This is a genomic window from Aliivibrio sp. EL58 (assembly GCF_900312675.1).
Lineage (GTDB): Bacteria > Pseudomonadota > Gammaproteobacteria > Enterobacterales > Vibrionaceae > Aliivibrio.
In genome coordinates this window covers 738605-761764 of the sequence record NZ_OMPC01000009.1, presented here as the reverse complement: position 1 = coordinate 761764, position 23160 = coordinate 738605, and the positions used below count along the sequence as shown (strand labels likewise).

Below are 23160 nucleotides of genomic sequence, written 5' to 3'. Positions count from 1 at the left end.
AAGTTAGATTTTAAAAAATGCGAGTTCTTCTTTTTGTGATACAGCCAGTTGAGATAGCTCTTTAGCTGCCTGCTGAGTTTGATTAATCGCCGCTACATTCTGATTAACAAGATCAAAGGTATTGGTTGTATTCAGCGCAATTCGTTCTGTCAGTGTAAACTGCTCTTGAGAAGTACTTGCCACTAAGGTGTTCATTTTAGAGATTGATTGAACTGAGTTTTCAATATAACTAAAAGAAGTTTTTACATTCTCAGATAAAGTAACTGATTCTTGAATCAGCTCAACATTGCTTATCATGTTGTCGTTTGCTTTTTCAGATTGAGCTTGTAGCTGAGCAATGATCTCTTGGATGCTCTGTGTTGATTCTTGAGTTTTAGAGGCAAGATTACGAACTTCATCCGCGACTACCGCAAATCCACGACCATATTCACCGGCACGAGCTGCTTCAATGGCGGCGTTTAATGCAAGTAAATTGGTTTGATCAGAGATAGTGCTGATAACCGCAGTTACCTCACCAATATCCATCGCGTTGGTTTTTAGCTCAGCAATCATGCTTGCTGTTTGTTGTACGGAGTCATTAATTTTTTGCGTTAACAGAATCGACTCATCAAGTGTTTGGTTGCCTTGAGATACGCTATCAATTGCTTTACTTACTTCTTCTTCTGCATGAACGGCATTAGAGGTTACTTCTTTTGATGTGATTGATAACTCACTGATTGCGTGTGAAATCTCTTCTACCTGAGCTAATTCATGCTGTGCATTGTTTGCTGTGTTTTGCATAACATCAGTTAATTGTTCCGAAGCCGTCGCTACATGAGTCGAAATATCGCTACTGTTTTTAATTGCAGCACCGACTTTGTCATTCAAAATAATTAAAGAATGGTAGATACCTACAGCTTGTGAAGCGTTTTTAAATGTTTGAGATAAGTTACCTTCAGAGATCTTTTTAATCATCTCTGAAAGCTCCCATGGTTCACCACCTAAAGACGAACGGAAACTGCGTTCAATCATCAAACCAATAAATAAAGACATTGCGAGAGCAAACGTACTTAGTAATAGCATTAATTGCTGGAAACCACCGGCAACATTTCTCGCTTCAGGCGTCAGGATTTGATTACGTTCTTCTTGATAATCAATAAATTCATTGATTACTTTTAACCATTGAATAAAAGCGGGGCGAGCTTCATCTAAAATAGTATCAGTCATTATTGAGTCAGATTTCTTATCATTAATAATACGATCGACTAAAGGTAAGGTTTGTTGTTGAACTTTTTCAATTTCAGTAAGAATTCTTTGTTCTGTTGGCGTGAACATCACACCCTGTGAACGCATTTGGTTCATCTTCATTTCAGATTGATGATAGAAATCTTTTAATTGATTAATTTCTTGTTCTAATTTAGAAATCTCTTGAGGCGTTCTTGCAATAGCAATGTCTCGAATTGCAATTGCACGGTCATGCACACTGCCACGATAGTTAATTGCATAACGTTGCTTAACCGAATTTACATCAGTCATTTCTGTCAAGGTATGATCGATAATATTTACTTTTTGAATGCCTAGAATAGTAAGTAATAGCATTAAAAATAAAGTCACACCAAACCCAATAATGAGTCGAGTTCTAATCGTTAGTTTTGAAAGATTGTCCAAAGTTTGTTCTCTTTTAATTATGTGTTTTTTGTCAGGGCTACAGGTATTTCAGTCTTCTTATCTAGAAGTTTGCGCGTAAACGTTGAGCATGCCCTGAGGGTATATTTTAGATGAGCAGTGTAGCCGATACTATTTATTAAGCTAGTCAATTTATATCTTCTTTAGTAATTAAAATTAAAGGGGATTTTTTGTCTATGCTTCTACATATTGAGTTCGATAATTAGAAGAATAGCCATTCAACTGCTACCTTTTAATAAGAGAATCAATTCAATAGGGCGTTTTCGACGTATGGATAGGAGAGTGTTATGTATGATGAGAAAAGGTTTTTTCGTCATGGTTTGGTTTCAATGGTTATCTTTGTGGTAGCAATGCTTATAGGGATAGAAAAAAGTGAAGCGAATACCGAGCTTAAAGTAGGAACCTATCACTGTCCCCCTTTTATTTTTCATCAAAACTCTCAACAATATGATGGCTTAAGCATGGTTCTGTGGCAACGAATTTCAGAGATCATGAAGGTTGACTATTCAATTCAAAATTATGAACTGGACGATCTATTGCTAGCCGCAGAAAAAGGAGAGGTAGATGTTGGTGTTTCTTGCATATCAATTACTCCTGACAGAGAAGAACATGTCGATTTCTCCCACTCATTTTATGAAACACACCTTGCTATCGCGGTAAAAAACCGTGGTTATCTTGATTCATTTATTAGTATCGTTACCAATAAAACCTTGTGGAAAGCGCTTGGTGTATTTTTCTTTGTAGCGATAAGTGTTGGGGCTTTCTATTATTTTCTTGAGCGTAAAAATAACGACAAACTCTACTCGATGCCAACCAAGCGAGGTCGGTTAGCTGAAGCCTTGATCCTTGGTGTGCTATTTATTACCAAAGGGCCTTTTAACTACTTTGAATTTAAAACCTTATCTGCACGAATAATGACGGTATTGATTGCCATGTTTTCTACCGTTTTCATTGCCAGTATTACTGCGATATTGGCAAGTTCGTTAACACTAGAGCAACTACGGTTTGATGTAAAAGGAGTGAATGACTTATCAAAATTAAAAACGGGAGCGAAACAAGCAACAACGGCTTCTTTGTTATTGAGTGATCACAGTATTGCTCATGAAACCTATCCTAATATGCGGGAGTTATTAGTTGCTCTAGATAATGGAGAAGTGGATGCTATCGTGGCTGATGATGCGGTACTGCGTTATATTATTAAACAAGGAAAAGCAAAAGAGACGTTTTCCGATTTAGTCGTTCTACCATATCAACTTGAAAAACAAAATTATGGCCTAGTTTTAGTCGAAAATAGCGAATACGAAGAAGAAATTAACCGTGCTTTGCTGCAAATACGTGAAACGACAGAATGGCACCAGATCTTGTTAGAATATTTTACAGAAAAATAGCTTAAATGAGTGGTTTAATTTGGGATAGATCTCGTATGATGAGATCCCGTGAATCACACCGCCATAAGTTATATTCTGAGAGATAACCATGTCTAAAATGTATACGACATTTGCTGAGCAATATGATTCAGCAGTACAAGATAATATCTATAATGCACATTTAGAAAGGCCGTCATTACAAGCCATTATTGGTGATGTTAATGCGTTAGATATTATTGATTTAGGCTGTGGAACGGGTGTTTATGCTGAGTACTTGATCAGTAAAGGCGCAGGTAAGTTAACCTGTATTGATTACTCTCAAGACATGGTTAACATGGTACAACGTAAATTTGGTGAACGAATTACGGCGTACGCGCAAGATGCATCAATAGGGCTTGTTAAAGAAGAGAGCGAAAGTGCTGACCTGATTATTTCACCATTAATGATCCATTACCTTGACGATCTATCTACACTATTTACAGACATGGCTCGTGTATTAAAAAAAGGGGGGAGTTTTGCTTTTTCAACTCACCACCCATTTGCGGATTTTGAATGTTCATTATCAGGAAATTACTTTGAAAGAGAGTTGATAACTGAAATGTGGGATACCGTCGGTGAGCCAATCGAAGTTCAATTTTTCCGTCGTTCGTTAACTGAGTTAGTCCAAGCACTGACAAATTCAGGACTTGTCGTGACTGCTATTTCTGAAGGTAAAGTCTCTGAAAAAGTAAAAGAAATGTCAGAAGAGCGATATGAGTATCTGTCCAAAAAACCAAACTTCATCTTTATCAAATGTCAAAAGTTGGGTTAGCTATTGAGGTTTAATACAAGTAATTCAATGCTATTAATTATGTGAAGGTGATTATTTAGTAGCATTGAATGGTTAACTGTATTTATAGCTCAAACATTTCTACAGAGTGTTGATATAACCATGAATAAGCTTGGCCAAGATTATGATTTTTTATCACGACACGGTCTATATGTAAGAGCCAATTTTTCTCTTCTGAGTCTACATCGAGTATCTTTAATGCTTGATTCTTATTTGTTAGATGGTCAGGAACAAACCCCCAACAATCATCAACCGTCAATAATGATTGCAGAGCATTTACATTGTTCGTTTTAGTTACCGAAGATGAGAAATGAACATTCCAAGGGCTATGCATATTAGTCAATAATATTTGATGGTATCGCTTTAATTCATTGAGATGAATAGATTTTTGTGAGTGAAGAGGGTGATCTTTATTGGCTACCATCGAAATAGGTAAATAACCTACCAAACCAAGCTCGACTTTTTTAGGAAGAGCATCATTACACAGCATAAACCCAATAGAGGCTTTTCCTTGTGCTACTAATTCAGATATTTCTTGATTCTCTGCGGTATTAATATTCAACTCAGTATGTGGAAATTGCTGATAAAATTCGTTTATCACTTTGAAAAACGTCGGAGTCAGTAATAACTCATTTATAACGATGGTTAATGTATCTTCTATTCCGAGACTAAAAGAGTTGAGCATAGTCTCAATGTCTTTCGCTTGGGATAGTAAATGGATGGATTGGATATACAAACGCTTACCGTGAGGTGTCAGTGTAGGTATTCGGGTCGAACGGTCAAAGATCTCCACTCCGGTGTCTATCTCTAAGTTAGCAATAGCAGTACTAATAGCTGATTGTGCTTTTCCCAATTTTCGTGCCGCAGCAGAAAAAGAACCAGATTCAACACATTCAATAAGCGTTTCAAGTTGCTGAAGATTAAACATAACATCCATCTATTTATTAGATACTAGTTAACTACAATATATCAAAATTTTGAATGAAAATAGTGAAACTTAATTTTAGTATATAAATAGGTTGTCTTTATGACTCATTCAGTTTCTCAAGAAAAAAGTTCGGTTCAGCAAGAGATGGAAGCATTAAAAGCGCGTTTAAATCAAAACAAACAAGTAATGCAAGGTTCAACAAAAAAATCGGAATCAACAGAATTCATGTCTTTAATGATTAAAAGTGCAGGCACATTTGAAAAAGAGTCAAAATAAAAGAATGGATATTCTTACTCTCATTTCTTTTAATTGAGGAGGTAAGTGTTATTATCCGCCGCCCGTATTCCCTTTGAAATAAAGGACAAGAGAGATGCATGATCGTGCCAGCCAAATGGTGATATTTTACGCCTTAGCCAAAGCGGGTAGTTTTACTGCTGCAGCAAAACAAATGGGTGTGTCTACCTCTCATGTAAGTAAGCAACTGGGAGTACTAGAGGCGAGTTTGAATGTGAAATTAGTTCAAAGAACGACTCGTTCGCTCATTCTTACGGATGCAGGGCAACAGTTCTATCTGTACTGCGAAAAAATGTACAGTGCGATGACCGAAGCCAGCGCAATTATGGATAATGAACGTGACGGTGTTGCAGGTATTTTGCGGCTAGGGCTATCGCAGTCTTTTGGCACTATGCATATTATCCCTGCGATTGATAAATTACGTCAGCAATATCCTGAGCTACAAGTGGAAGTTCGCTTGTTTGATCACCGAGCAGATATGCTTAAAGAGGGGTTGGATTTATGGGTGACAAACTTTGAAGACTTGCCTGAGGGCTATGTTGCTCAACGTTTAGCGGATTCACACTTTGTATTGGCAGCATCGCCCGATTATCTAATTGATAAAGCAGTCCCTCACCATCCTCAAGATCTCACGGAGCACAATTGCTTAACGTATCAGAGCCGTCACCGTGATTACAGTAATTGGGATTTCAGCAAAGGCAATGAAGAGTTGTGTGTCAAAGTTTCTGGGAACTATCGTGTTGACTTAGCAGAAGCGGTAAGGGACGCGGCTATTTCAGGGTGGGGCGTCGCCTATTTAGCCAGTTATTTATTAACCAATGAATTTAATGATGGCAAACTTATTCAACTCTTACCTGACTGGAAAGCGAGTCAAAAAATGCCAATTTATGCGGTTTACCCGAGTCGTAAACACTTGCCAAGAAAGATAAGTGCGGCCATTGATTTCTTACGTCAGCATATTGGTCAACAGCCATATTGGGATAAAGCATTAATGAAATGGGTTAAGTTATAATCAAAGTATTATATGGTCGATATTGGCATTGATTAAATTAAATACAGCGCAATGATGCCTTTTTAATCAATGACTTAAATTCATTATCAGCCTTGAAATAAATATATTTTCCATACAGCAACAATACCCTTTCCAAATACCGCTCTTATTTTATAAATCAATAAGTTAAGATGACCTACAAAATGTGATCAAAATCTCATTAACAGGGCGTTAGCAACCTCGACTTGCACGCAAACCTTTGCGCATTAGAATGCAGGCTCATTTTCGATAGCACAGGTTTCTATCATGACATCGCTACTTGGTATTTTTGCCATTTTACTATTTGCTTACCTATGTTCGACTGATCGCCGTAATATCCCTTTAAGAACTGTCTCTTTGGCGTTTGGCTTACAAATCCTATTTGCTCTATTGGTACTTTACGTTCCTGCTGGTAAAGAAGTTCTAAATTCAGTAACCGCAGGCGTTTCAGGCGTGATTGACTATGGCCAACAAGGAATCGCGTTTCTGTTCGGTGGCTTAGCGACAGGTAAAGTCGGTTTTGTATTTGCCATTAACGTACTTGGCATTATTATTTTCTTCTCCGCGCTAATTTCAGCACTTTACCATCTTGGTATTATGCCTAGAGTAATCAATTTTATTGGCGGTGGATTACAACGCTTATTAGGCACAGGACGCGCAGAATCACTTGCAGCGACGGCAAATATCTTTGTGAGTATGGTAGAGGCTCCACTTGTCGTTAAACCTTATTTGAAGCACATGAGTGATTCGCAGTTCTTTGCGGTGATGACCTGTGGTTTAGCGTCAGTAGCTGGCGGTACTATGGTAGGTTACGCATCTCTTGGTGTGGATCTTAACTTCCTTATCTCAGCGGCATTTATGTCGGCACCAGCTGGCTTATTAATGGCTAAAATGATGGTTCCACCGGGTGATGAAGCCAATAATGACAATGAAATTACTTCGGTAGAAATCGATCATGCAACTAATGTATTTGAAGCACTAGCGGATGGCGCAATGTCTGGTTTACGTATTGCAGTAGCAGTAGGTACCACGTTATTAGCATTCGTAAGTGTCATTGCCTTATTAAATGGTTTGCTTGGCCATGTCGGTGATTTCTTTGGCTTAAAACTAAGCTTTGAATTGATCCTTGGTTACCTATTTGCACCAGTCGCTTTCTTGCTTGGCGTGCCATGGAACGAAGCGATCCTTGCGGGTTCATTGATTGGTAATAAGATCGTAGTCAATGAGTTTGTTGCCTTTATTCAATTGATGGAAGTGAAAGATCAACTAAGCCCACATTCTGTTGCGATTGTTACCTTTGCTTTGTGTGGTTTTGCCAATATCTCAACAATGGCGATCTTGATTGGTGGTTTGGGTAGTCTTGTTCCTGAGCGTCGTCCATTCATTGCCAAAATGGGTTTCAGAGCGATTACTGCAGGCGTATTAGCAAACTTGATGAGTGCCGCGATTGCCGGTGTGATTTTGTCGCTTTAAGTTAATTGCTCAATTTCAAATAAAGAAAAGGTTGCGATCAAAAAGTCGCAACCTTTATTTTTTCTAGATCCTAGTCCTCAAATCTCACTCGAATCGGCGTTGAGCTATCAAATGTAACCTGATCAAAACTATCTAATTTATGATGCTTAATTAGAGATTGTAAATTTTCAACATAAGCGTCACCACGAGTAGAGTAGTGAGATAAAGCCTCGACTAACTCATACCCTGATAATTTACCTTCACGACTTAGTTTTTTACGTAAAATCCAAAGGTCTTTATAAGCCGATGTCGTATTTAAGTTATACATATAACGAGCAGTTCCTGCGAACAGGTTATCAAATGCAGCAACTTTTACATGCCCACCTGGGGTACTTAAATACTTACCGCCTTTAGAAGATAAGTGCTCTCCATACAATCCATTCCCTTTAACTGCGAAATAACTGGTTCCCCAGCCACTTTCATCAATCCCTTGAGCGAGAACCATACCGACAGGAATAATATCTAGGCGCAAAAGCAGGTCATCAATGCTGTTTGATTTAATATCATAAGACGTCATTAACTCATTTAGCCATACTGTTTCTTCTTTCGACCATTCACTTTTAGACTGCTTCGATAGCGTAATTACGTCATTTCTAACCGCACTTATGCGTTTATTCACCTCAATAATGGTAGGCAGTAATAAACGAATAAACCCTGAAATTTTCTCTTGAACAGGTAACGAATTTAAATCACTAGGAAGATTCTCAACAAAGAACGCTGGGATTTGATCCGTGCTGCTAACATTCGCTAATTGATACTGATGCAGCTTAAATTGATTGATAAGCGATTGAGCTGAGTTAAGTGTGGTGACTTTTACTTCAGGGTAGGGATTGTGGATCCTCTCTGGTGAAATAGGCAGTTGAGTATCCGCAAGAGTGCTAGAAGATGCGATGAGAAGTAAAGAGGCAGAGATATGTTTTAACTTTTTAGATAAAGACATAAATGGAGTTCCATTTTAATATTAATAGGATCGAAAACGGCGCTATATTCAGCACCGTTTTTAGTGTTTATGTGGAGTTAACAGTCGCTCTGTTATTCTTCTACAATAGTCACTTTCTCGATCACAATACTCTCTTTTGGAACATCGTCAAACTCACCGATAGATTTAGTTTTAATTTTTGCAATTTTCTTAACTACATCCATACCAATAGTTACTTCACCAAATACCGCATAACCCCAACCAGCGTTAGTGGTGGCAGTGTGATCAAGAAAAGTATTGTTAGCGATGTTGATAAAGAACTCACTGGTTGCCGAGTGGGGTGCATCAGTACGCGCCATAGCGATAGTACCGTTTAAGTTTTTCAAACCACGGTTCGCTTCATTCACAATCGGTGCGCGCATCTCTTTTTCTTGCATGTCCGCAGTAAAACCACCGCCTTGGATCATAAAGCCTTTGATAACACGATGAAAAATAGTACCTTCGTAAAAACCATCTTGGCAGTATTTTAAGAAGTTTTTTGAGCTTACCGGTGCTTTTTCTTTGTTAAGCTCAATGTGAATGTCGCCAAAATTGGTGGTTAAAATGATCATATAGTTAATGTCTATTTAAAAGTTAATTGAGAAAGATTATACGTAGTTTCTTAGTTTATGTTGAACTCTTTGAATATAGCGTTACCCACTTCCACAATAATTTGGTTGCGTGAGGCCATATCTAAATTTGTTTGAGTTAAGTAGATAGAGATAATGATAGGGGCGCGTTTGTTACTCCAAACAATGGCCGTGATCCCACGCGATCCAAATCCACCAGCGCCAGAGCGATCAGCAATTGACCACTTAGCAGGTAAAATAGAGCGTAATAGCGGATCAGATACCTTGTTATCGACCATCCAGGCCTTTAGCGTACGTTTGTCTTTGGTATTAAGTGTTTGACCAAATAATAATTCGTTGAGTGTATTTGTCATCGCATTCGGAGTAGTCGTATCTCTAACATCTCCCTTTTGAGCTTCATTTAATGCAGGTTCAATACGGTCTAATCGAGTGATATTGTCTCCAATTAAACGTAAGAAAAGCGTGAGTGAGCTAGGGGTTCCAATCTCAGCTAGTACGATATTTGCAGCCGTGTTATCGCTCATTAGCATGGTTGCTTCACAGGCTTTTTCAGTACTAATCGTCTCACCGATTAACTTTTCAGTGATAGGGGACCATGGAATGATGGATTCTTTGGTGATCCTTGTTAACGCATCTTTATCCAAGAGCTCATTACTTGAGTTATAAAGCATCTGAGCACAAACCAGAGTTTTAAAGGTACTCATCATAGGAAAGCGATGGTCGCCTTTATAACTCCATGTTGTATTTGTTTCGGTATCTAGAACTGAAACACCGATAGTGCCAGAGCTTGATAATTCAATGGCTTCAACGGTTTCTAATACAGAAGAAGCCATTGCGGTGTGAGAGAGCAAAGTTAAACAAAAAAGAAGAGTGATACGTTTCATTATTACGCCTAAAGGGAGAGCTGTTGTATATACAGTGATAGATTAATCAAATTTTCGTTGGTAGCGAGGTAACATACTTTCATTACCTAACAAACCACCTTGGTGGATATACAGTAGAGTCTGATTGGTGTTGTTTGGTAGCCAATCACTCAAGCAGCGCCACATTAGCGGGTCGTATAGAAGTTCAAATTCAACGTTAGTTTGTAAGAGAAGCGTTTTCCACATCTCGTAATCGTGACGATATAACTTACCAAAATGGTGTTTTTCCGTTGGCGTTAGAATCTCAGGATGATCGGTTTCACCAAGCTCTAAAAATTGCTCGGTAAGATAAGAGTTTCCGCCGACACAAGCACAGGTAATCACTTTTATATCATGAGCTTTTAAGTGCTTATGAAGAAACAGTGCGGTTGTTCCTGTACCAGAAGGCAAAGCCACCGTCAGAGAGGAGAGTTTTTGTTCCTTCTTCCATTCAATAAGCTCAATGGCCAGTTGCTTTACCCCACTTTCAGCTAAACCACAGCGTCCACCTTCAGGCACAAATAACTCATGCTTTTTTGGTTGCCTAACTTGTTGAATGTAATCCAAGCTGCCTAGCGTGCTACCGTTATCTAGTTTGGCATTTTCAGTGTCATTCAAGGCAATAATATTAGCCCCAAGATCTAACGCAGCGCGATAGTTTCCTTTTGGATTTTCTTGTAAAAACGACGGGATATGATCAACGTAAAAGTCTAATTGCCAGCCTTTTAATTGAGCCAGTGCCGCTAACGAGTAAAGTGAGTTTGCCTGTGGTGAACCATAGCCAATAATCGTGGTAATCGCAGGGAAATCACCGTCTAACAATCCCATAAACTTACGAGCTTTGTTGCCAGAAAATTGAGGGTGAAGTTTATCATCGCGCTTTAAATAGAAATCGACATCATTAAATTGATGCTGAGTTACTGGGCTGTTTTGGATTTTCATGATGAGATATAAATATAGAGTGTAGGGAAGGAGAAATGACCTTTCAGTGGGTTGAAAGGCCATATAAATCTGTAATGAGAATTACTTTCTCATCATTGATTTTAAAGCAGCAAACGGGTTGTGCGTTGCGCCTTGGTGATCATCTTCACCCGCTTTAATTTGAGATCCGTATTGATCATGCTCTGTGTATTTAGAATGCTCATGATCGTGACAGAAAAGACAAAGAAGCTCCCAGTTACTGCCATCATTTGGGTTATTAGTATGATCGTGATCTTTATGGTGAACCGTTAATTCACGTAAGTTTGAATAGACAAATTCACGCGCACAATTACCACAAACCCAAGGGTACAGTTTTAATGCTTTTTCACGGTAACCAACTTCTTGACGGGCATAAGTGGCACTAGAGCCATAAAAATCTGATGACATATAAATCTCGACTGCTAAAGTTAATACAATAATTATATGGAAAGAATATACCACGTTTTTAAGGAGAATAAATGCTATCAAAACTAGAACTGAGAATTCCACCGCCGTTAGTCATGCTACTGTTTATGGTAACTGTATTTGGCTTTGATAAAATAATGCCATTTACTCTATTTTATCTACCATGGTTAACTTACGCTTCGGTTATTAGCTTAGTCACGCTTGGTGGTGTCATTGCATTGTGGGGAGTGAAAGAGTTTAAAGATGCCAAAACAACCGTCAATCCACTCAAGCCAGAAAGCAGCTCATCATTAGTAAGTTCAGGTATTTATCAATATACACGCAATCCTATGTATCTTGGTTTGTTACTTATCTTATTGAGTGCAGTGATTTATAGCCAACACCCACTAGGGTTGGTGAGTGCGCTAGGTTTTGTTGCTTACATGAATCGCTTTCAAATTGAACCAGAAGAAAAAATGCTAGTTAAGCTATTTGGTGATGAGTTTGTCGATTATAGCAATCAAGTAAAACGTTGGTTCTAATTTGCCATTTTAGATTGCGTCGTTGCTGTGTTGGTTTTGTTATCTCGACATAACCACGCGGCGAATTCGCGAATCTTCGGTAAAATAGTTAAGTTAGCAAATATCGCAACAGGCCAAGCAATAGTAAACCCATTCATCCACGCAGATACCCATTCCGAACTAAATCCGCCCATTCTAATCGCAGACATTGAACCAGACATTATTAATGCCATTGTGACTGAAGACAGTAAGGCTGAAAGCCAAAATTGTTTTTTACTCATAAATATATTTCTCTTTATTAACGAATTATTTTTTAACACTAATCGTGCTTGTTTCGATAGAGTGAAGTATATTAGTTTCATTAATGATAAAAAATAGCGAGAAATAAAACCATGAATTCCATATTTGGAAGTATTGATGATCTGTTTTTATTTTGTAAAGTGGTTCAGCTTGGATCTCAACAAGGCGCAGCCAAAGAGTTAAAACTACCAGTATCAACCGTGTCCCGACGACTCTCTTTAATGGAAGAAAAACTCGGTGTTCGCTTGTTAGAAAAAAAAGGGCGAGAGCTTGTTGCAACAGAAACAGGTCAGCAATATTACCAACTGCTTGAAAGTCAGTTTACCGATTTAGAAAGTCACTGCCATCAGTTAAAAGACCACAAAGAGGAAGTAACAGGCACGTTACGTTTATCCCTGCCTTATCGTTTTTATAATAGCTATGTTAGAGAGCTGATTACTGATTTCTTATTGGAGTTTCCCCACACTCAAATAGAAGTCAATTTATGTGCTGAAGATGCTTTACCTGAAACAGATCGAGATTTAGTTCTAACTTTTGATATTAGCCGAGCGGAAGGGATGATCGCTCGTCCGCTATTTTTAGCAAAGCATAGCGTATTTGTCTCTCAATCGTATTGGCAAAATAATGACGTAACAGATATAGAAACTATTGATTGGATCCGCTTAGATGACCAGAAAAGTTTAACTTATACCGATGCAAAGCAAACGCTAAAACAGATTAATGTACATCCTCGTCTGCAAGTGAACGATTTGGATCAAGTCATGCATGCGGTTATTAAAGGATTAGGCGCGGCACGATTACCCATTCATCTTGTTACTCCAGAGATGGATCTCGTTGAGGTTTTTTCTGAATATCAATTCCCACCAAGGCAATCTTATCTGGTTTATAAGCAGCGAAAATTTCAACCCAAAGCGCTAACTATATTAATCGAACGTATTATGAATGCAATGGAACGAATTTGACATTTTCATGACAGAGATTTGGATAATTTCGTCTTAGAGGTCACGAAATACCCAGTCTAAATATCCTATTATGTGTTTATAAATCAAGCATCATGGCTGGGGTGTGATATGAAACATAAAATAAAATTATTGATTAAAATAGTCCTGTTTTTTGCGTTTTTCGGCGTAGTAGGTCACGTGTTTGCTACTGATGAGTTAAGTGCAAATGCAATAGTCGAAAAATCAGATGAGCAGATGCGTGGTGATTCGAGTTACACCGAATTAACCATGAATATTATACGTCCTGATTGGACACGTAGCATGAGTATGAAGAGTTGGACTAAAGAACAAAACCTCTCTTTAGTGCTGATTACTGGGCCAGCAAAAGATCGTGGCAGTGCTTCTCTTAAGCGTGATAAAGAGATGTGGAGTTGGATACCAAATATTGAACGAGTGATAAAAATAGCCCCTTCAATGCTGGGTCAATCATGGATGGGCTCTGATTTTACCAATGATGATTTGATCAACCAATCGTCAATCGTGGTGGATTACGACCACAAAATGGTTAAACAAGAAGTGATAGACGGCGATAAAACATGGGTGATTGATGCAATAGCAAAACCAGATGCGCCAGTCGTGTGGAGTAAAGTGCGTTTGTGGATCTCACAAGAGACGTTTTTACAACGTAAAGTAGAGTCATATGATGAATTCGATGAGCTAGTTAATACGATGACAACCTATGATATTAAAGAAATGGGGAATCGTATGGTAGCAACAAGAATGGAAATGGTTCCAGCCGATAAGCCAGGCAATAAAACTGAAATGATCACTCATAAAGCGCAATTTAATTTTCTGATCAATGATGATTTTTTCTCACAAGGGCAAATGAAGTCATTACGTAATTAATATCTCAAATCATTTTACTTACTAGGCGGTAAACATGCTCATTAAGTTAGCTTGGCGAAACCTATGGCGACAAAAAAGAAGAACCTTGCTAACGGCCTCTGCGTTGGCGTTGGCCTTGTTGCTTTCATTATTAATGCGAAGCATTCAAGAGGGCAGTTACACCGCAAATATTGAAAATGCGGCGCGTTTATCTACGGGCCTTATTCAACTGCAAAACCCCGAATTTAAAGAAAGTCAAAGCATTGATGATTTATTGCCAATGAGCGATGACTTTATCAAGCCAACCAAGCAACAGCCTAATATTGAATTTGCACTTCCTCGTATTGAAACCTTTTCTCTTGCTGCCGCGAATGATAAATCAAAAGGCGTCATGGTGGTGGGAGTTGATCCAAATCCAGAAACCAGTTATTCCGGTTTGGAAGAGAAAGTGATTAAAGGAGAATATCTTTCACGAGATGATAAATCCGTATTGATGTCTGAGGGGCTGGCTCAATTTTTTAATCTCACCATTGGTGATGAAATTGTGCTGTATGGCCAAGGTTATCGGGGTCAAACTGCTGCAGGGTTATATCTCATTAAGGGGATTGTGCATTTTCCGATGCCAGAGCTGAACAATCAACTTATCTATTTACCCATCAAAGAAGCTTCCAATTTATTTAGCACAGCAGATCAAGTCACTGCTTGGGTATTACATACTCGTGATTTTTCACAATTGTCACAAACGGTGGATGATCTACAAATAGGGTATGGATCAAGTGTGGCCGTTCGGCCTTGGAATGATCTTAGCCCCGAAATGGAACAACAGATCCAAATTGATCGGGTGAGCGGCATTATTATGATGTACCTCCTATATGGCATTGTTGGCTTTGGTCTATTCGCTACTCTATTAATGATGACCTTAGAAAGACAACGTGAATTTGGCGTCATGCTAGCCACAGGAATGGTTCGAGCAAAGCTATTAAAATTATTGACTCTTGAATCCCTTTTTATCGGCTTGTTAGGTATTGCTATTGGGCTAATTATCGCGGCTCCAACCTTAGGCTATTTGTATATTAACCCTATTACTTTAACCGGAGATACGGCACAAGCCATGCTTGAAATGGGCTATGAACCAATTATTCCGGTATTAATTAGTTCATGGCTGTTTATTGATCAAATTATGATCGTGATAGGGCTGTTACTGCTTTGTCTTATTTATCCATTATGGCGTATTTATCATTTAGATATTGTTACAGCGTTAAAAGGAGGTTCGCATGCTGGTTAAATTAGCGTGGCGTAATGTATGGCGCAATAAATTACGAACCTCCATTATGTTAGGTGCGATGATCTTTGGTGTCGTTGGTGTAATGCTAATGATGGGATTTATGAATGGTATTATCGATAACCTCGTTAAAAATACCATTCAGTGGCAAACCAGTCATATTCAAATTCATCAGAAAAATTACGCATTAAATCCAGACATTAATCTGGTGATTGATAATGAAGCTGAAATAACAAAGTGGTTAGAACAAGCACCACAAGTAAAAGCGTGGACAAGCAGAACCTTAGTTAGCGGCATGATAGCGTCAGCTCGCAGTACTCGTGGTATTCAAGTTAATGGTATTGATTTAGAGTCAGAGCCCAAGATAACCCCAATTGCAGAGCATATTCTTGAAGGGGAATGGCTTGATGATAAAGGGCGTAACCCTATTTTAGTATCACAGAAAACCGCGGATCGATTAAAGCTGAGAGTCGGTTCTAAAATAGTACTTACGTTTACGGATACGACAGGTGATGTTACGGGTGCTGCGTTTCGGGTAAGAGGGGTTTTTAAGACTTCATCCAGCACCTTTGATGATGCTAATGTATATGTTAGAAAAGCCGATATTCAACAGCTTGGCCAAGTGCATTATGAGCATGAAATCGCGATCTTACTGCATGATGAAGATCAAGTGAGTGATTTTCGCGATCAGTTAAGCGATACCATTTCAAATAACTATTCTTCAAATAACAATAGCGTGCAAGATTGGCTGCAATTACAACCTCTGCTATCTACCATGATGAGCTCGATGAATGCCGGTAATCAAGTGATCTTAGTTATCTTTGTTATCGCAATGGGCTTTGGCATCATCAATATTCTTTTGATGTCGGTCTTTGAGCGCACTAGAGAATTCGGTGTATTGATGGCGGTGGGAATGAAAAAAGGCAATATTCGCCGATTAATCATTTTAGAGTCTGGCTTTATTGGTCTCATCGGAGCGGGTTCTGGCGTTATATGTGCCTTATTTTTGATGTTTATTTTAAATCAAACAGGTATTCCGCTTGAGGCAATGGCAGAAGGATTAAATGCATTTGGTATTGATTCAGTCTTATATCCAAGTGTCTCCTTTAGTGATTATGTTACCGTTTTTGTGATGGTGTGGTGTGTCAGTGTATTGGCTGGCCTTTATCCGGCCCATCAAATTATTAAGAAGAAACCCGTCGAAGCTATGGCAGAGAAACAATAAGGTAAAAAGTATGACGATAAAAATTGAGCAGTTATGCAAAACCTATAACCCGGAGTCGGATTTCCCTGTTCATGCGGTTGATCACCTTGATTTGATGATTGAACAAGGGGAGTTTGTGGCCGTGATTGGTCCATCTGGCTCAGGGAAAACGACGCTGTTAAATATGCTTGGCGGAATAGACAGCGTTACCTCAGGAAAAGTGAGTATTGATGGTAATGAGTTGACGCAGTTGGATGAAAAGAAGTTGATAGAGTTTCGTCGTGACAATATAGGATTCATCTTTCAAGATTACAGTTTATTACCGGTATTGACTGCATTAGAGAATGTGGAGTTTGTCATGCAGTTACAGGGTCACGCTGAGGGTGAGTGTAAACAAAGAGCGCAAGACTTACTGAAAAAAGTGGGCTTAGAAGATCAGCAACATAAAATACCCGCTCAACTCTCTGGGGGGCAGCAACAACGAGTTGCAGTTGCACGAGCGCTTGCCCCAAGACCACGCTTTATTATGGCCGATGAACCAACGGCAAACCTAGATGCTAAAAGCACCGCAGAGCTGCTTGATATAATGGAAAGCTTGAATAAAGAAGAGGGGACGACGTTCATTTTCTCAACTCATGATTCAAGGGTCTTTAATCGAGCGAAGCGGGTTATTGTATTTGAAGATGGGCAACTGAAAGAAGATAAACAACAATAACTGCCGCATTTTGTGAGATAGATCTTGACCTTAATCTGATAGGACATAAACTCCTTTGATTAGATTTATTCAAAGAAAGGCATAAGCGATTCCGTTTTATGTCTGTTTCTATTCATTGACGAGGTTAAGTCATGTCTAAACGTGATTATTATGAAGTCCTTGGTGTCTCCAAAAGCAGCACAGAAAAAGAGATCAAAAAAGCATACAAACGTCTTGCGATGAAATACCACCCAGATAAGAACCCGGGTGATGCGCAAGCTGCAGACAAATTTAAAGAGATAAAAGAAGCGTACGAAATTCTAACTGATGCCGATAAACGCGGCCAGTATGATGACTATGGTCACGCAGCATTCCAAAATGGTGGCATGGGTGGAGGCGGTGGCTTTGGTGGCGGTCATAGCCAAGGTTACGGCGGATTTGAAGATATTTTCGGTGGCGCATTTGGTGGTCGTTCACGTGGTGGTTTTGGCGGCGGCGGCGGTTTTGAAGATATGTTCTCTCAACAGCGTCAACCACGCCCACAAAAAGGTCAAGATCGTCAGTTTAGCTTAACGGTTGAATTTGCTGAAGCGATTAACGGCTGTGAGCAAGTGATTGAACTGCCAGTGAATGGCGTGAATAAGAAAATCAACGTTAAAGTACCTGCAGGTATTGAAGACGGTGAAAAAATTCGTTTCGCAGGTAAAGGCGAAGCGGGCGCATACGGTGGCCCAGCAGGTGACTTATTAATTCAAATTCATGTTCGTGCACATACACACTTAAAACGTGAAGGTAATGATTTAATTTGTCCAGTAACGACTGATTTTGTGACAGCAGCACTGGGTGGTGAGGTTGAAATTCAAACCTTAGAAAGCCGCTTTAAATTAAAAGTGCCAGCAGGGACTCAAAATGGTCGTAAATTCCGCATGAAAGAAAAAGGCGTGAAGAGCCGTAAAGGTGCGACGGGCGATCTAATGGTTGTCATTACTGTGGCAACACCGACGAATCTGACTGAAGAGCAGAAAGAACTGTTGATAAAGTTCAAGGAACTGTCGTAACCTAATCATTATCAAGCAGACATAATACTTATCTAGAATAGGTATCACTAAGAGGGCATGAACTGATGAAGAAAGTATTCACAAGGTTCGTGCCTTTTTTATTGTTCAGTAGCCTATCGAGCTATGCTCAAATCCCAGGTTTAACCCCAGAGAAAAGTTGGGATTTAAACGGTTATGTAAAATACATGGCAACCAGTACCATCCCTAATTCTGGCGAGACTATTTTTGATAATATCGTCCATCAACGTTTTAATTTTGAATACCGATTTAATGATCAGTTACGAGTGAATTTGGGTATGCGTAATCGCCTGTTATTTGGTGATAGCGCAGAGTACTCAAATTATGGCGATTTCATCTCTTATGATCCCGGCTACGTTGATTTATCTAAAAATTGGATAGATAAAAAGGGCGTGGTGGGGAATTCTCAATTTGATCGCGCCTACCTCAATTGGAATAAAGATGATTGGCAATTTAGAGCAGGACGCTTTCGTATTAATTGGGGAATGACCACCGTATGGAACCCAAACGATATCTTCAACTCATACTCGATTTATGATTTTGATTATGAAGAGCGCCCAGGAACCGATGCGATAATGGTAAGTAAAAAACTCGGTTTCGCGAGTTCCATTGACTTGGTCTTTAATCCCAATTCTGACAGTGAGTTAGACAGCTATGCAGCGCGATATCTGTTTAATAAACAAGGATGGGACATGCAGGTTCTGCTAGGTAAATCCCAGTTAGATTATGTGGTAGGTGCAGGCTTTGCAGGGGATATTTATGGCGCAGGGTTGCGTGGTGAGTTCAGTTGGTTTGAACCGACACAAGAGAGCTATCAATCACAAAATAGCACTCAACAAGAAGAGTTAATCGCATCAAGCGTCTCAAGCATTGAGATGGATTATCGCTTTGATGGAACTCAAAACTGGGTGATTCAAGGCTCTCTCATGCATATCTCAGAGCCTCAAGATGCCGATAATGCAATGGCATACTTAAATTTACCACTCAGTGCTAGAACCCTTAGCTTTACTCATTGGACATGGTATTCAAGCTTAGGTATGGATTTATCGCCATTATCAAGACTTACCTTTATGAACAGTTATTACGATGATGGATCTTTCTTTGTTGGTGTAAATCAGACCTACTCATTGGCCGATGATTGGCAATTAATTGGTGTTGTGCAATATTTTGATGGAGCGAGTGACAGCGTGTTTGGCGAAAACCCAAGCACCTTGCTATACGCTCAAATCAAATGGAGTTTTTAGCGCACTTTATCAATAGAAGATGAAATATCATTAATCAACAGTTTTGCCGTATCACTTCGTGATTGAAACAAGGTCATAAATATCAAATCAGTAACGACATTCTGCGCGGTTCTAGATGAGATAGACGAGCTACGAAACTGCCGTTCATCAGCAATGGTATCAATGCAATAACTTGCAATCTTTCTTAATGGGTTTTTCTTTGTTGAAGTTAAGGCAATAACGGTAGCGCCTTTCTCTAATGCAGTTTGTGCTGCGACTAATATTTCCTTTCGATTGCCTGAATAAGAGATCACTATCTGGATATCTCCAACCGAGAGCGTATTCGCTGTGGCTATTTGAACATGGCTGTCTTGCTCTGATAGTGCAATCATGCCAAGTTTAAGCAGTTTAAAAGCCAGATCTTTTGCGGTTAATGCTGAGCCACCAATTCCCACAATTTGAATTCGATTCGCTCTGTTTAATAATGAAATAATGGTTTCAAATTCGCTGTAATCAATTGCATTAGTCGTTGCAATGAGCGCGTGATGTTTTTCTTGAATCAATTTTTGCGCCATGGTTTGAGAAGAGTCATCACTGTGGATTTTATTATGGATAGGGCGTTCAGGCTCTAGAATCGCTTGTTTTCTTCCGAGATCTTCAATGATCGCCAACTTAAAAGCCGTGAACCCTTTAAAACCTAATCGTTGAGTTAGCTTAACTATGCTCGATTGCGATACGCCCACTTTGCTGGCCAATGCTTGACTGGAATATGATCCAATTGAAGAGGGCGCTTCAAGTATGAAATCTAAAATTTTGACCCCATTGGTTGATAAGCTGCTTCTTTGTTTTTGTATTTTTTCTAAAATGCTCATAGTTTCTATCTTTTTTTGAATTAATTATTCCAAATATTTTTCTATTATTCTTTGTGGTTTAATTCTTGTTAAGTGCTTGTAATTTAACTAGATAATCTGCATGTTCTCTCTGGTTTTTCTTATTGTTATTTTTGTTTATTCCATCTATTTTGAGAGTTTAGAATAACTTTTGTTGTGATTTTGGTCACTAAATGGAATTTTTTATTCTTTATGATGGCAACCATTGAAATTGAGAATTTATCTTTTGAAGAGAACCTAATAATGAAAATTGACTTAACTACATTAGTAACAGAAAGCCGTAATCAAGCCAGTGAAAAAATCGATGTATTATCAACGGTTGAAATGCTGACAGTGATTAATCAAGAAGATCAAAAAGTCGCTTTAGCTGTTGAAGCCATTCTTCCTCAAATCGCAGAAGTGGTCGATGCCATTGCAATCGCATTTCAATCAGGTGGACGCTTAATCTATACCGGTGCAGGCACATCAGGTCGTTTAGGTATTTTAGATGCAAGTGAATGTCCTCCGACTTATGGTTCTAACCCTGATTTAGTGGTTGGTCTAATTGCTGGTGGCCATAGAGCGATTCTAAAAGCAGTAGAGAACGCAGAAGATAATCGTGAACTAGGCGCTTCAGATCTACAAGATTTAGGCCTCAATGAGAAAGACGTATTAGTTGGTATTGCAGCGAGTGGTCGTACTCCTTATGTTCTTGGTGCGATGGAATACGCAAAATCAGTGGGTGCAACAGTTGCGACGTTAAGCTGTAACCCAAACAGCCCAATGACAGAGCTTGCCGATATTAATATGACACCAGTCGTAGGCCCTGAAGTGGTTACAGGCTCTTCTCGTATGAAAGCAGGAACGGCTCAAAAGTTAGTGCTGAATATGCTAACGACAGGGGCGATGATCCGTACGGGTAAAGTATTTGGCAACTTAATGGTTGACGTAGAAGCAACCAACGCAAAATTAGTACAACGCCAAAAGAACATTGTAATAGAAGCAACAGGCTGCCAAGAAGCAGAAGCGGCTGATGCTCTATCTCAATGTGATAATCACTGTAAAACAGCCATTTTAATGGTTTTGTCTGGGTTAGATGCAAAAAGCGCGAAAGCAAAGTTAGCAAAACATAATGGCTTTATTCGCAACGCGCTTTCAGACCAATAATGGCTAAGCGATAACAAGGCCATAAGTGGCCTTTATACTGAGAAAATTGAAAGGGAACAGGACATGGCTAAAATAACCACTTCCATGATTCAAGAAATACTCTCTGCAATTGGTGGCAAAAATAATGTCATTAAATGCGGAAACTGCATGACTCGTTTACGTTTAACATTACACAATGATGATCTTGCAGACAGAGATACAATTAAGCGCATTGCAGGCGTGATGGGATTAGTAGAAAGTGACGATCAATTTCAAATCGTTTTAGGTCCGGGTAAAGCACAAACCGCCGCTGAAATGATGAATGAGATGATGGAAGGTGACGAAGAGTCAACGCCAGTAACCTCAGAAAATCGAGATTTAAAAGATGTAGCTTCTGAACATAAGCAGAAACTGAAAAAGAAACAGACCAGTGCGACACAGCGATTTTTAAGTAAATTCGCGACCATTTTTACACCGTTAATTCCGGGATTTATTGCCGCTGGCTTGTTATTAGGTTTTGCAACATTATTGGACCAAGTTTACGTGATGGGTAATGAGTCACCAAATGCGAATCTGGTGGATTTAATCCTTTATATGAAAGTCTTCAGTAAAGGCTTATTCAGCTTCTTAAGTATTTTAATTGGTTACAATGCTCAACAAGCTTTTGGTGGTTCTGGTGTAAATGGTGCGATCCTAGCATCACTGTTTGTGCTTGGTTATAACCCTGATGCAACCTCTGGTATTTATTCTGGTATGACGGACTTCTTTGGTCATGGTATTGACCCAAGAGGTAACATTATTGGTGTATTGATTGCCGCTATTATCGGTGCAGGCGTTGAGAAGAAAGTTCGCCAATACATGCCTGATAACCTAGATATGATTTTAACCTCAGTGGTTACGCTGCTTATCATGGGTGCAGTTACCTTTGTGGTTATCATGCCTATTGGTGGTGTGTTATTCCAAGGTATGTCTTGGTTATTCATTAACTTAAATGGTAATCCATTTGGTAGTGCTATTCTGGCTGGTTTATTCCTAATATCGGTAATGTTTGGTATTCACCAAGGCTTTGTTCCTGTGTATTTTGCACTAATGGATGCTCAAGGGTTTAATTCACTATTCCCAATCCTAGCAATGGCAGGTGCAGGGCAAGTCGGTGCGGCATTAGCGCTTTATTCAAAAGCAGGTAAAGACGCACTATTACGTACACAAGTTAAAGGCGCTATTATTCCTGGGTTCTTAGGAATAGGTGAGCCGCTTATTTATGGCGTAACATTGCCAAGAGTAAAACCATTTATTACTGCGTGTGTGGGCGGGGCAACTGGTGGCTTCTTTATTGGGCTTGTTTCGTATATGGGGCTACCTGTTGGCTTAAACACTGTATTTGGTCCATCAGGTATTGTGGCATTGCCGCTTATGACATCTAGTTCAGGTATCTTTGCTGGTATGTTGGTATTCGCCGCAGGTTTGGTTATTTCATACGTAGCTGGTTTTGTTGCAACGTGGTTTTTTGGAACAAAGAACGTTGATTTAAGCTAAACTTAGTATTAGAAAAATAAAGAATTAATAAGTACTTTCCCCT

At 39.2% G+C, this 23160-nt stretch carries 24 protein-coding genes; 15 read left to right on the top strand and 9 right to left on the bottom strand.

Annotation, left to right across the window (positions count from 1 at the left end; all coding sequences use genetic code 11):
- Positions 1 to 3 precede the first annotated feature (3 nt).
- On the bottom strand, positions 4 to 1578 hold the full coding sequence (locus ED622_RS14350) for a methyl-accepting chemotaxis protein (RefSeq protein WP_254052652.1): 1575 nt from the start codon (positions 1576 to 1578) through the stop codon (positions 4 to 6).
- A gap of 374 nt (positions 1579 to 1952) precedes the next feature.
- Between ED622_RS14350 and ED622_RS14345 the strand changes: the two genes are divergently transcribed.
- Positions 1953 to 3053 carry a transporter substrate-binding domain-containing protein gene (locus ED622_RS14345; protein WP_122035163.1) on the top strand — a complete coding sequence of 367 codons (1101 nt, stop codon included), beginning with the start codon at positions 1953 to 1955 and terminating at the stop codon, positions 3051 to 3053.
- Between the two features lie 88 nt (positions 3054 to 3141).
- Positions 3142 to 3843 carry a class I SAM-dependent methyltransferase gene (locus tag ED622_RS14340; protein WP_122035161.1) on the top strand — a complete coding sequence of 234 codons (702 nt, stop codon included), beginning with the start codon at positions 3142 to 3144 and terminating at the stop codon, positions 3841 to 3843.
- A gap of 82 nt (positions 3844 to 3925) precedes the next feature.
- On the opposite strand, the gene ED622_RS14335 is transcribed toward ED622_RS14340, so the two are convergent.
- Complete coding sequence (locus ED622_RS14335; protein WP_122035159.1) at positions 3926 to 4789, bottom strand: LysR family transcriptional regulator; 864 nt, start codon at positions 4787 to 4789, stop codon at positions 3926 to 3928.
- Between the two features lie 99 nt (positions 4790 to 4888).
- Here ED622_RS14335 and ED622_RS19965 point away from each other — a divergent pair, with 99 nt between their 5' ends.
- The 3 genes from ED622_RS19965 to ED622_RS14325 all read left to right on the top strand — a co-directional run bounded on the left by ED622_RS19965 (position 4889) and on the right by ED622_RS14325 (position 7586).
- Entirely contained in the window at positions 4889 to 5065 is a 177-nt protein-coding gene (locus ED622_RS19965; RefSeq protein WP_162922527.1) for a hypothetical protein, read from the top strand.
- Between the two features lie 94 nt (positions 5066 to 5159).
- The gene (locus tag ED622_RS14330) at positions 5160 to 6095 is read left to right on the top strand and encodes a LysR family transcriptional regulator (protein ID WP_122035157.1); all 936 of its coding nucleotides are present in this window, start codon (positions 5160 to 5162) and stop codon (positions 6093 to 6095) included.
- 285 nt (positions 6096 to 6380) lie between these two features.
- Positions 6381 to 7586 carry a NupC/NupG family nucleoside CNT transporter gene (locus ED622_RS14325; protein WP_122035155.1) on the top strand — a complete coding sequence of 402 codons (1206 nt, stop codon included), beginning with the start codon at positions 6381 to 6383 and terminating at the stop codon, positions 7584 to 7586.
- A 70-nt stretch (positions 7587 to 7656) separates the two neighbouring features.
- On the opposite strand, the gene ED622_RS14320 is transcribed toward ED622_RS14325, so the two are convergent.
- From ED622_RS14320 to ED622_RS14300, 5 genes are all read right to left on the bottom strand, one after another.
- Entirely contained in the window at positions 7657 to 8565 is a 909-nt protein-coding gene (locus ED622_RS14320; RefSeq protein ID WP_122035153.1) for a glucosaminidase domain-containing protein, read from the bottom strand.
- Between the two features lie 92 nt (positions 8566 to 8657).
- Positions 8658 to 9155: a peptidylprolyl isomerase gene (locus tag ED622_RS14315; protein ID WP_105054531.1), complete on the bottom strand. Its 498-nt coding sequence runs from the start codon at positions 9153 to 9155 to the stop codon at positions 8658 to 8660.
- A 50-nt stretch (positions 9156 to 9205) separates the two neighbouring features.
- A complete protein-coding gene (gene bla / locus ED622_RS14310) occupies positions 9206 to 10057 on the bottom strand; it encodes a class A beta-lactamase (RefSeq protein ID WP_122035151.1) in 852 nt (283 codons plus the stop codon).
- 42 nt (positions 10058 to 10099) lie between these two features.
- Positions 10100 to 11017 carry a 1-aminocyclopropane-1-carboxylate deaminase/D-cysteine desulfhydrase gene (locus tag ED622_RS14305; RefSeq protein WP_122035149.1) on the bottom strand — a complete coding sequence of 306 codons (918 nt, stop codon included), beginning with the start codon at positions 11015 to 11017 and terminating at the stop codon, positions 10100 to 10102.
- 81 nt (positions 11018 to 11098) lie between these two features.
- A complete protein-coding gene (locus ED622_RS14300; RefSeq protein ID WP_122035147.1) occupies positions 11099 to 11443 on the bottom strand; it encodes a YajD family HNH nuclease in 345 nt (114 codons plus the stop codon).
- 71 nt (positions 11444 to 11514) lie between these two features.
- Between ED622_RS14300 and ED622_RS14295 the strand changes: the two genes are divergently transcribed.
- On the top strand, positions 11515 to 11982 hold the full coding sequence (locus ED622_RS14295) for an isoprenylcysteine carboxylmethyltransferase family protein (RefSeq protein WP_122035145.1): 468 nt from the start codon (positions 11515 to 11517) through the stop codon (positions 11980 to 11982).
- Here the strand turns inward: ED622_RS14295 and ED622_RS14290 are convergent.
- Positions 11979 to 12242: a DUF2798 domain-containing protein gene (locus ED622_RS14290; protein WP_122035143.1), complete on the bottom strand. Its 264-nt coding sequence runs from the start codon at positions 12240 to 12242 to the stop codon at positions 11979 to 11981. The genes ED622_RS14295 and ED622_RS14290 overlap by 4 nt on opposite strands.
- Positions 12243 to 12353: 111 nt before the next feature.
- Here ED622_RS14290 and ED622_RS14285 point away from each other — a divergent pair, with 111 nt between their 5' ends.
- The 7 genes from ED622_RS14285 to ED622_RS14255 all read left to right on the top strand — a co-directional run bounded on the left by ED622_RS14285 (position 12354) and on the right by ED622_RS14255 (position 19587).
- A complete protein-coding gene (locus tag ED622_RS14285) occupies positions 12354 to 13223 on the top strand; it encodes a LysR family transcriptional regulator (RefSeq protein ID WP_122035141.1) in 870 nt (289 codons plus the stop codon).
- A gap of 108 nt (positions 13224 to 13331) precedes the next feature.
- Complete coding sequence (locus ED622_RS14280; protein ID WP_122035139.1) at positions 13332 to 14108, top strand: outer membrane lipoprotein-sorting protein; 777 nt, start codon at positions 13332 to 13334, stop codon at positions 14106 to 14108.
- 34 nt (positions 14109 to 14142) lie between these two features.
- Positions 14143 to 15372, top strand: coding sequence for an ABC transporter permease (locus ED622_RS14275; protein ID WP_122035137.1), 1230 nt, complete (start codon positions 14143 to 14145; stop codon positions 15370 to 15372).
- Positions 15362 to 16594 carry an ABC transporter permease gene (locus tag ED622_RS14270; protein ID WP_122035135.1) on the top strand — a complete coding sequence of 411 codons (1233 nt, stop codon included), beginning with the start codon at positions 15362 to 15364 and terminating at the stop codon, positions 16592 to 16594. Before ED622_RS14275 ends, ED622_RS14270 begins: the two co-directional genes overlap by 11 nt.
- 10 nt (positions 16595 to 16604) lie before the next feature.
- Entirely contained in the window at positions 16605 to 17288 is a 684-nt protein-coding gene (locus ED622_RS14265; RefSeq protein WP_122035133.1) for an ABC transporter ATP-binding protein, read from the top strand.
- Between the two features lie 131 nt (positions 17289 to 17419).
- A complete protein-coding gene (locus tag ED622_RS14260) occupies positions 17420 to 18325 on the top strand; it encodes a DnaJ C-terminal domain-containing protein (protein WP_122035131.1) in 906 nt (301 codons plus the stop codon).
- Positions 18326 to 18390: 65 nt separating this feature from the next.
- On the top strand, positions 18391 to 19587 hold the full coding sequence (locus ED622_RS14255; RefSeq protein WP_371413438.1) for a hypothetical protein: 1197 nt from the start codon (positions 18391 to 18393) through the stop codon (positions 19585 to 19587).
- On the opposite strand, the gene ED622_RS14250 is transcribed toward ED622_RS14255, so the two are convergent.
- A complete protein-coding gene (locus tag ED622_RS14250) occupies positions 19584 to 20438 on the bottom strand; it encodes an SIS domain-containing protein (RefSeq protein ID WP_122035127.1) in 855 nt (284 codons plus the stop codon). The two genes, ED622_RS14255 and ED622_RS14250, sit on opposite strands and share 4 nt — an antisense overlap.
- 261 nt (positions 20439 to 20699) lie before the next feature.
- Here ED622_RS14250 and murQ point away from each other — a divergent pair, with 261 nt between their 5' ends.
- Positions 20700 to 21602: an N-acetylmuramic acid 6-phosphate etherase gene (gene murQ / locus ED622_RS14245; protein ID WP_122036123.1), complete on the top strand. Its 903-nt coding sequence runs from the start codon at positions 20700 to 20702 to the stop codon at positions 21600 to 21602.
- Between the two features lie 63 nt (positions 21603 to 21665).
- Positions 21666 to 23117, top strand: a complete 1452-nt coding sequence (gene murP, locus ED622_RS14240; protein ID WP_122035125.1) for a PTS N-acetylmuramic acid transporter subunit IIBC — start codon at positions 21666 to 21668, stop codon at positions 23115 to 23117.
- The last annotated feature ends 43 nt before the right edge of the window (positions 23118 to 23160 follow it).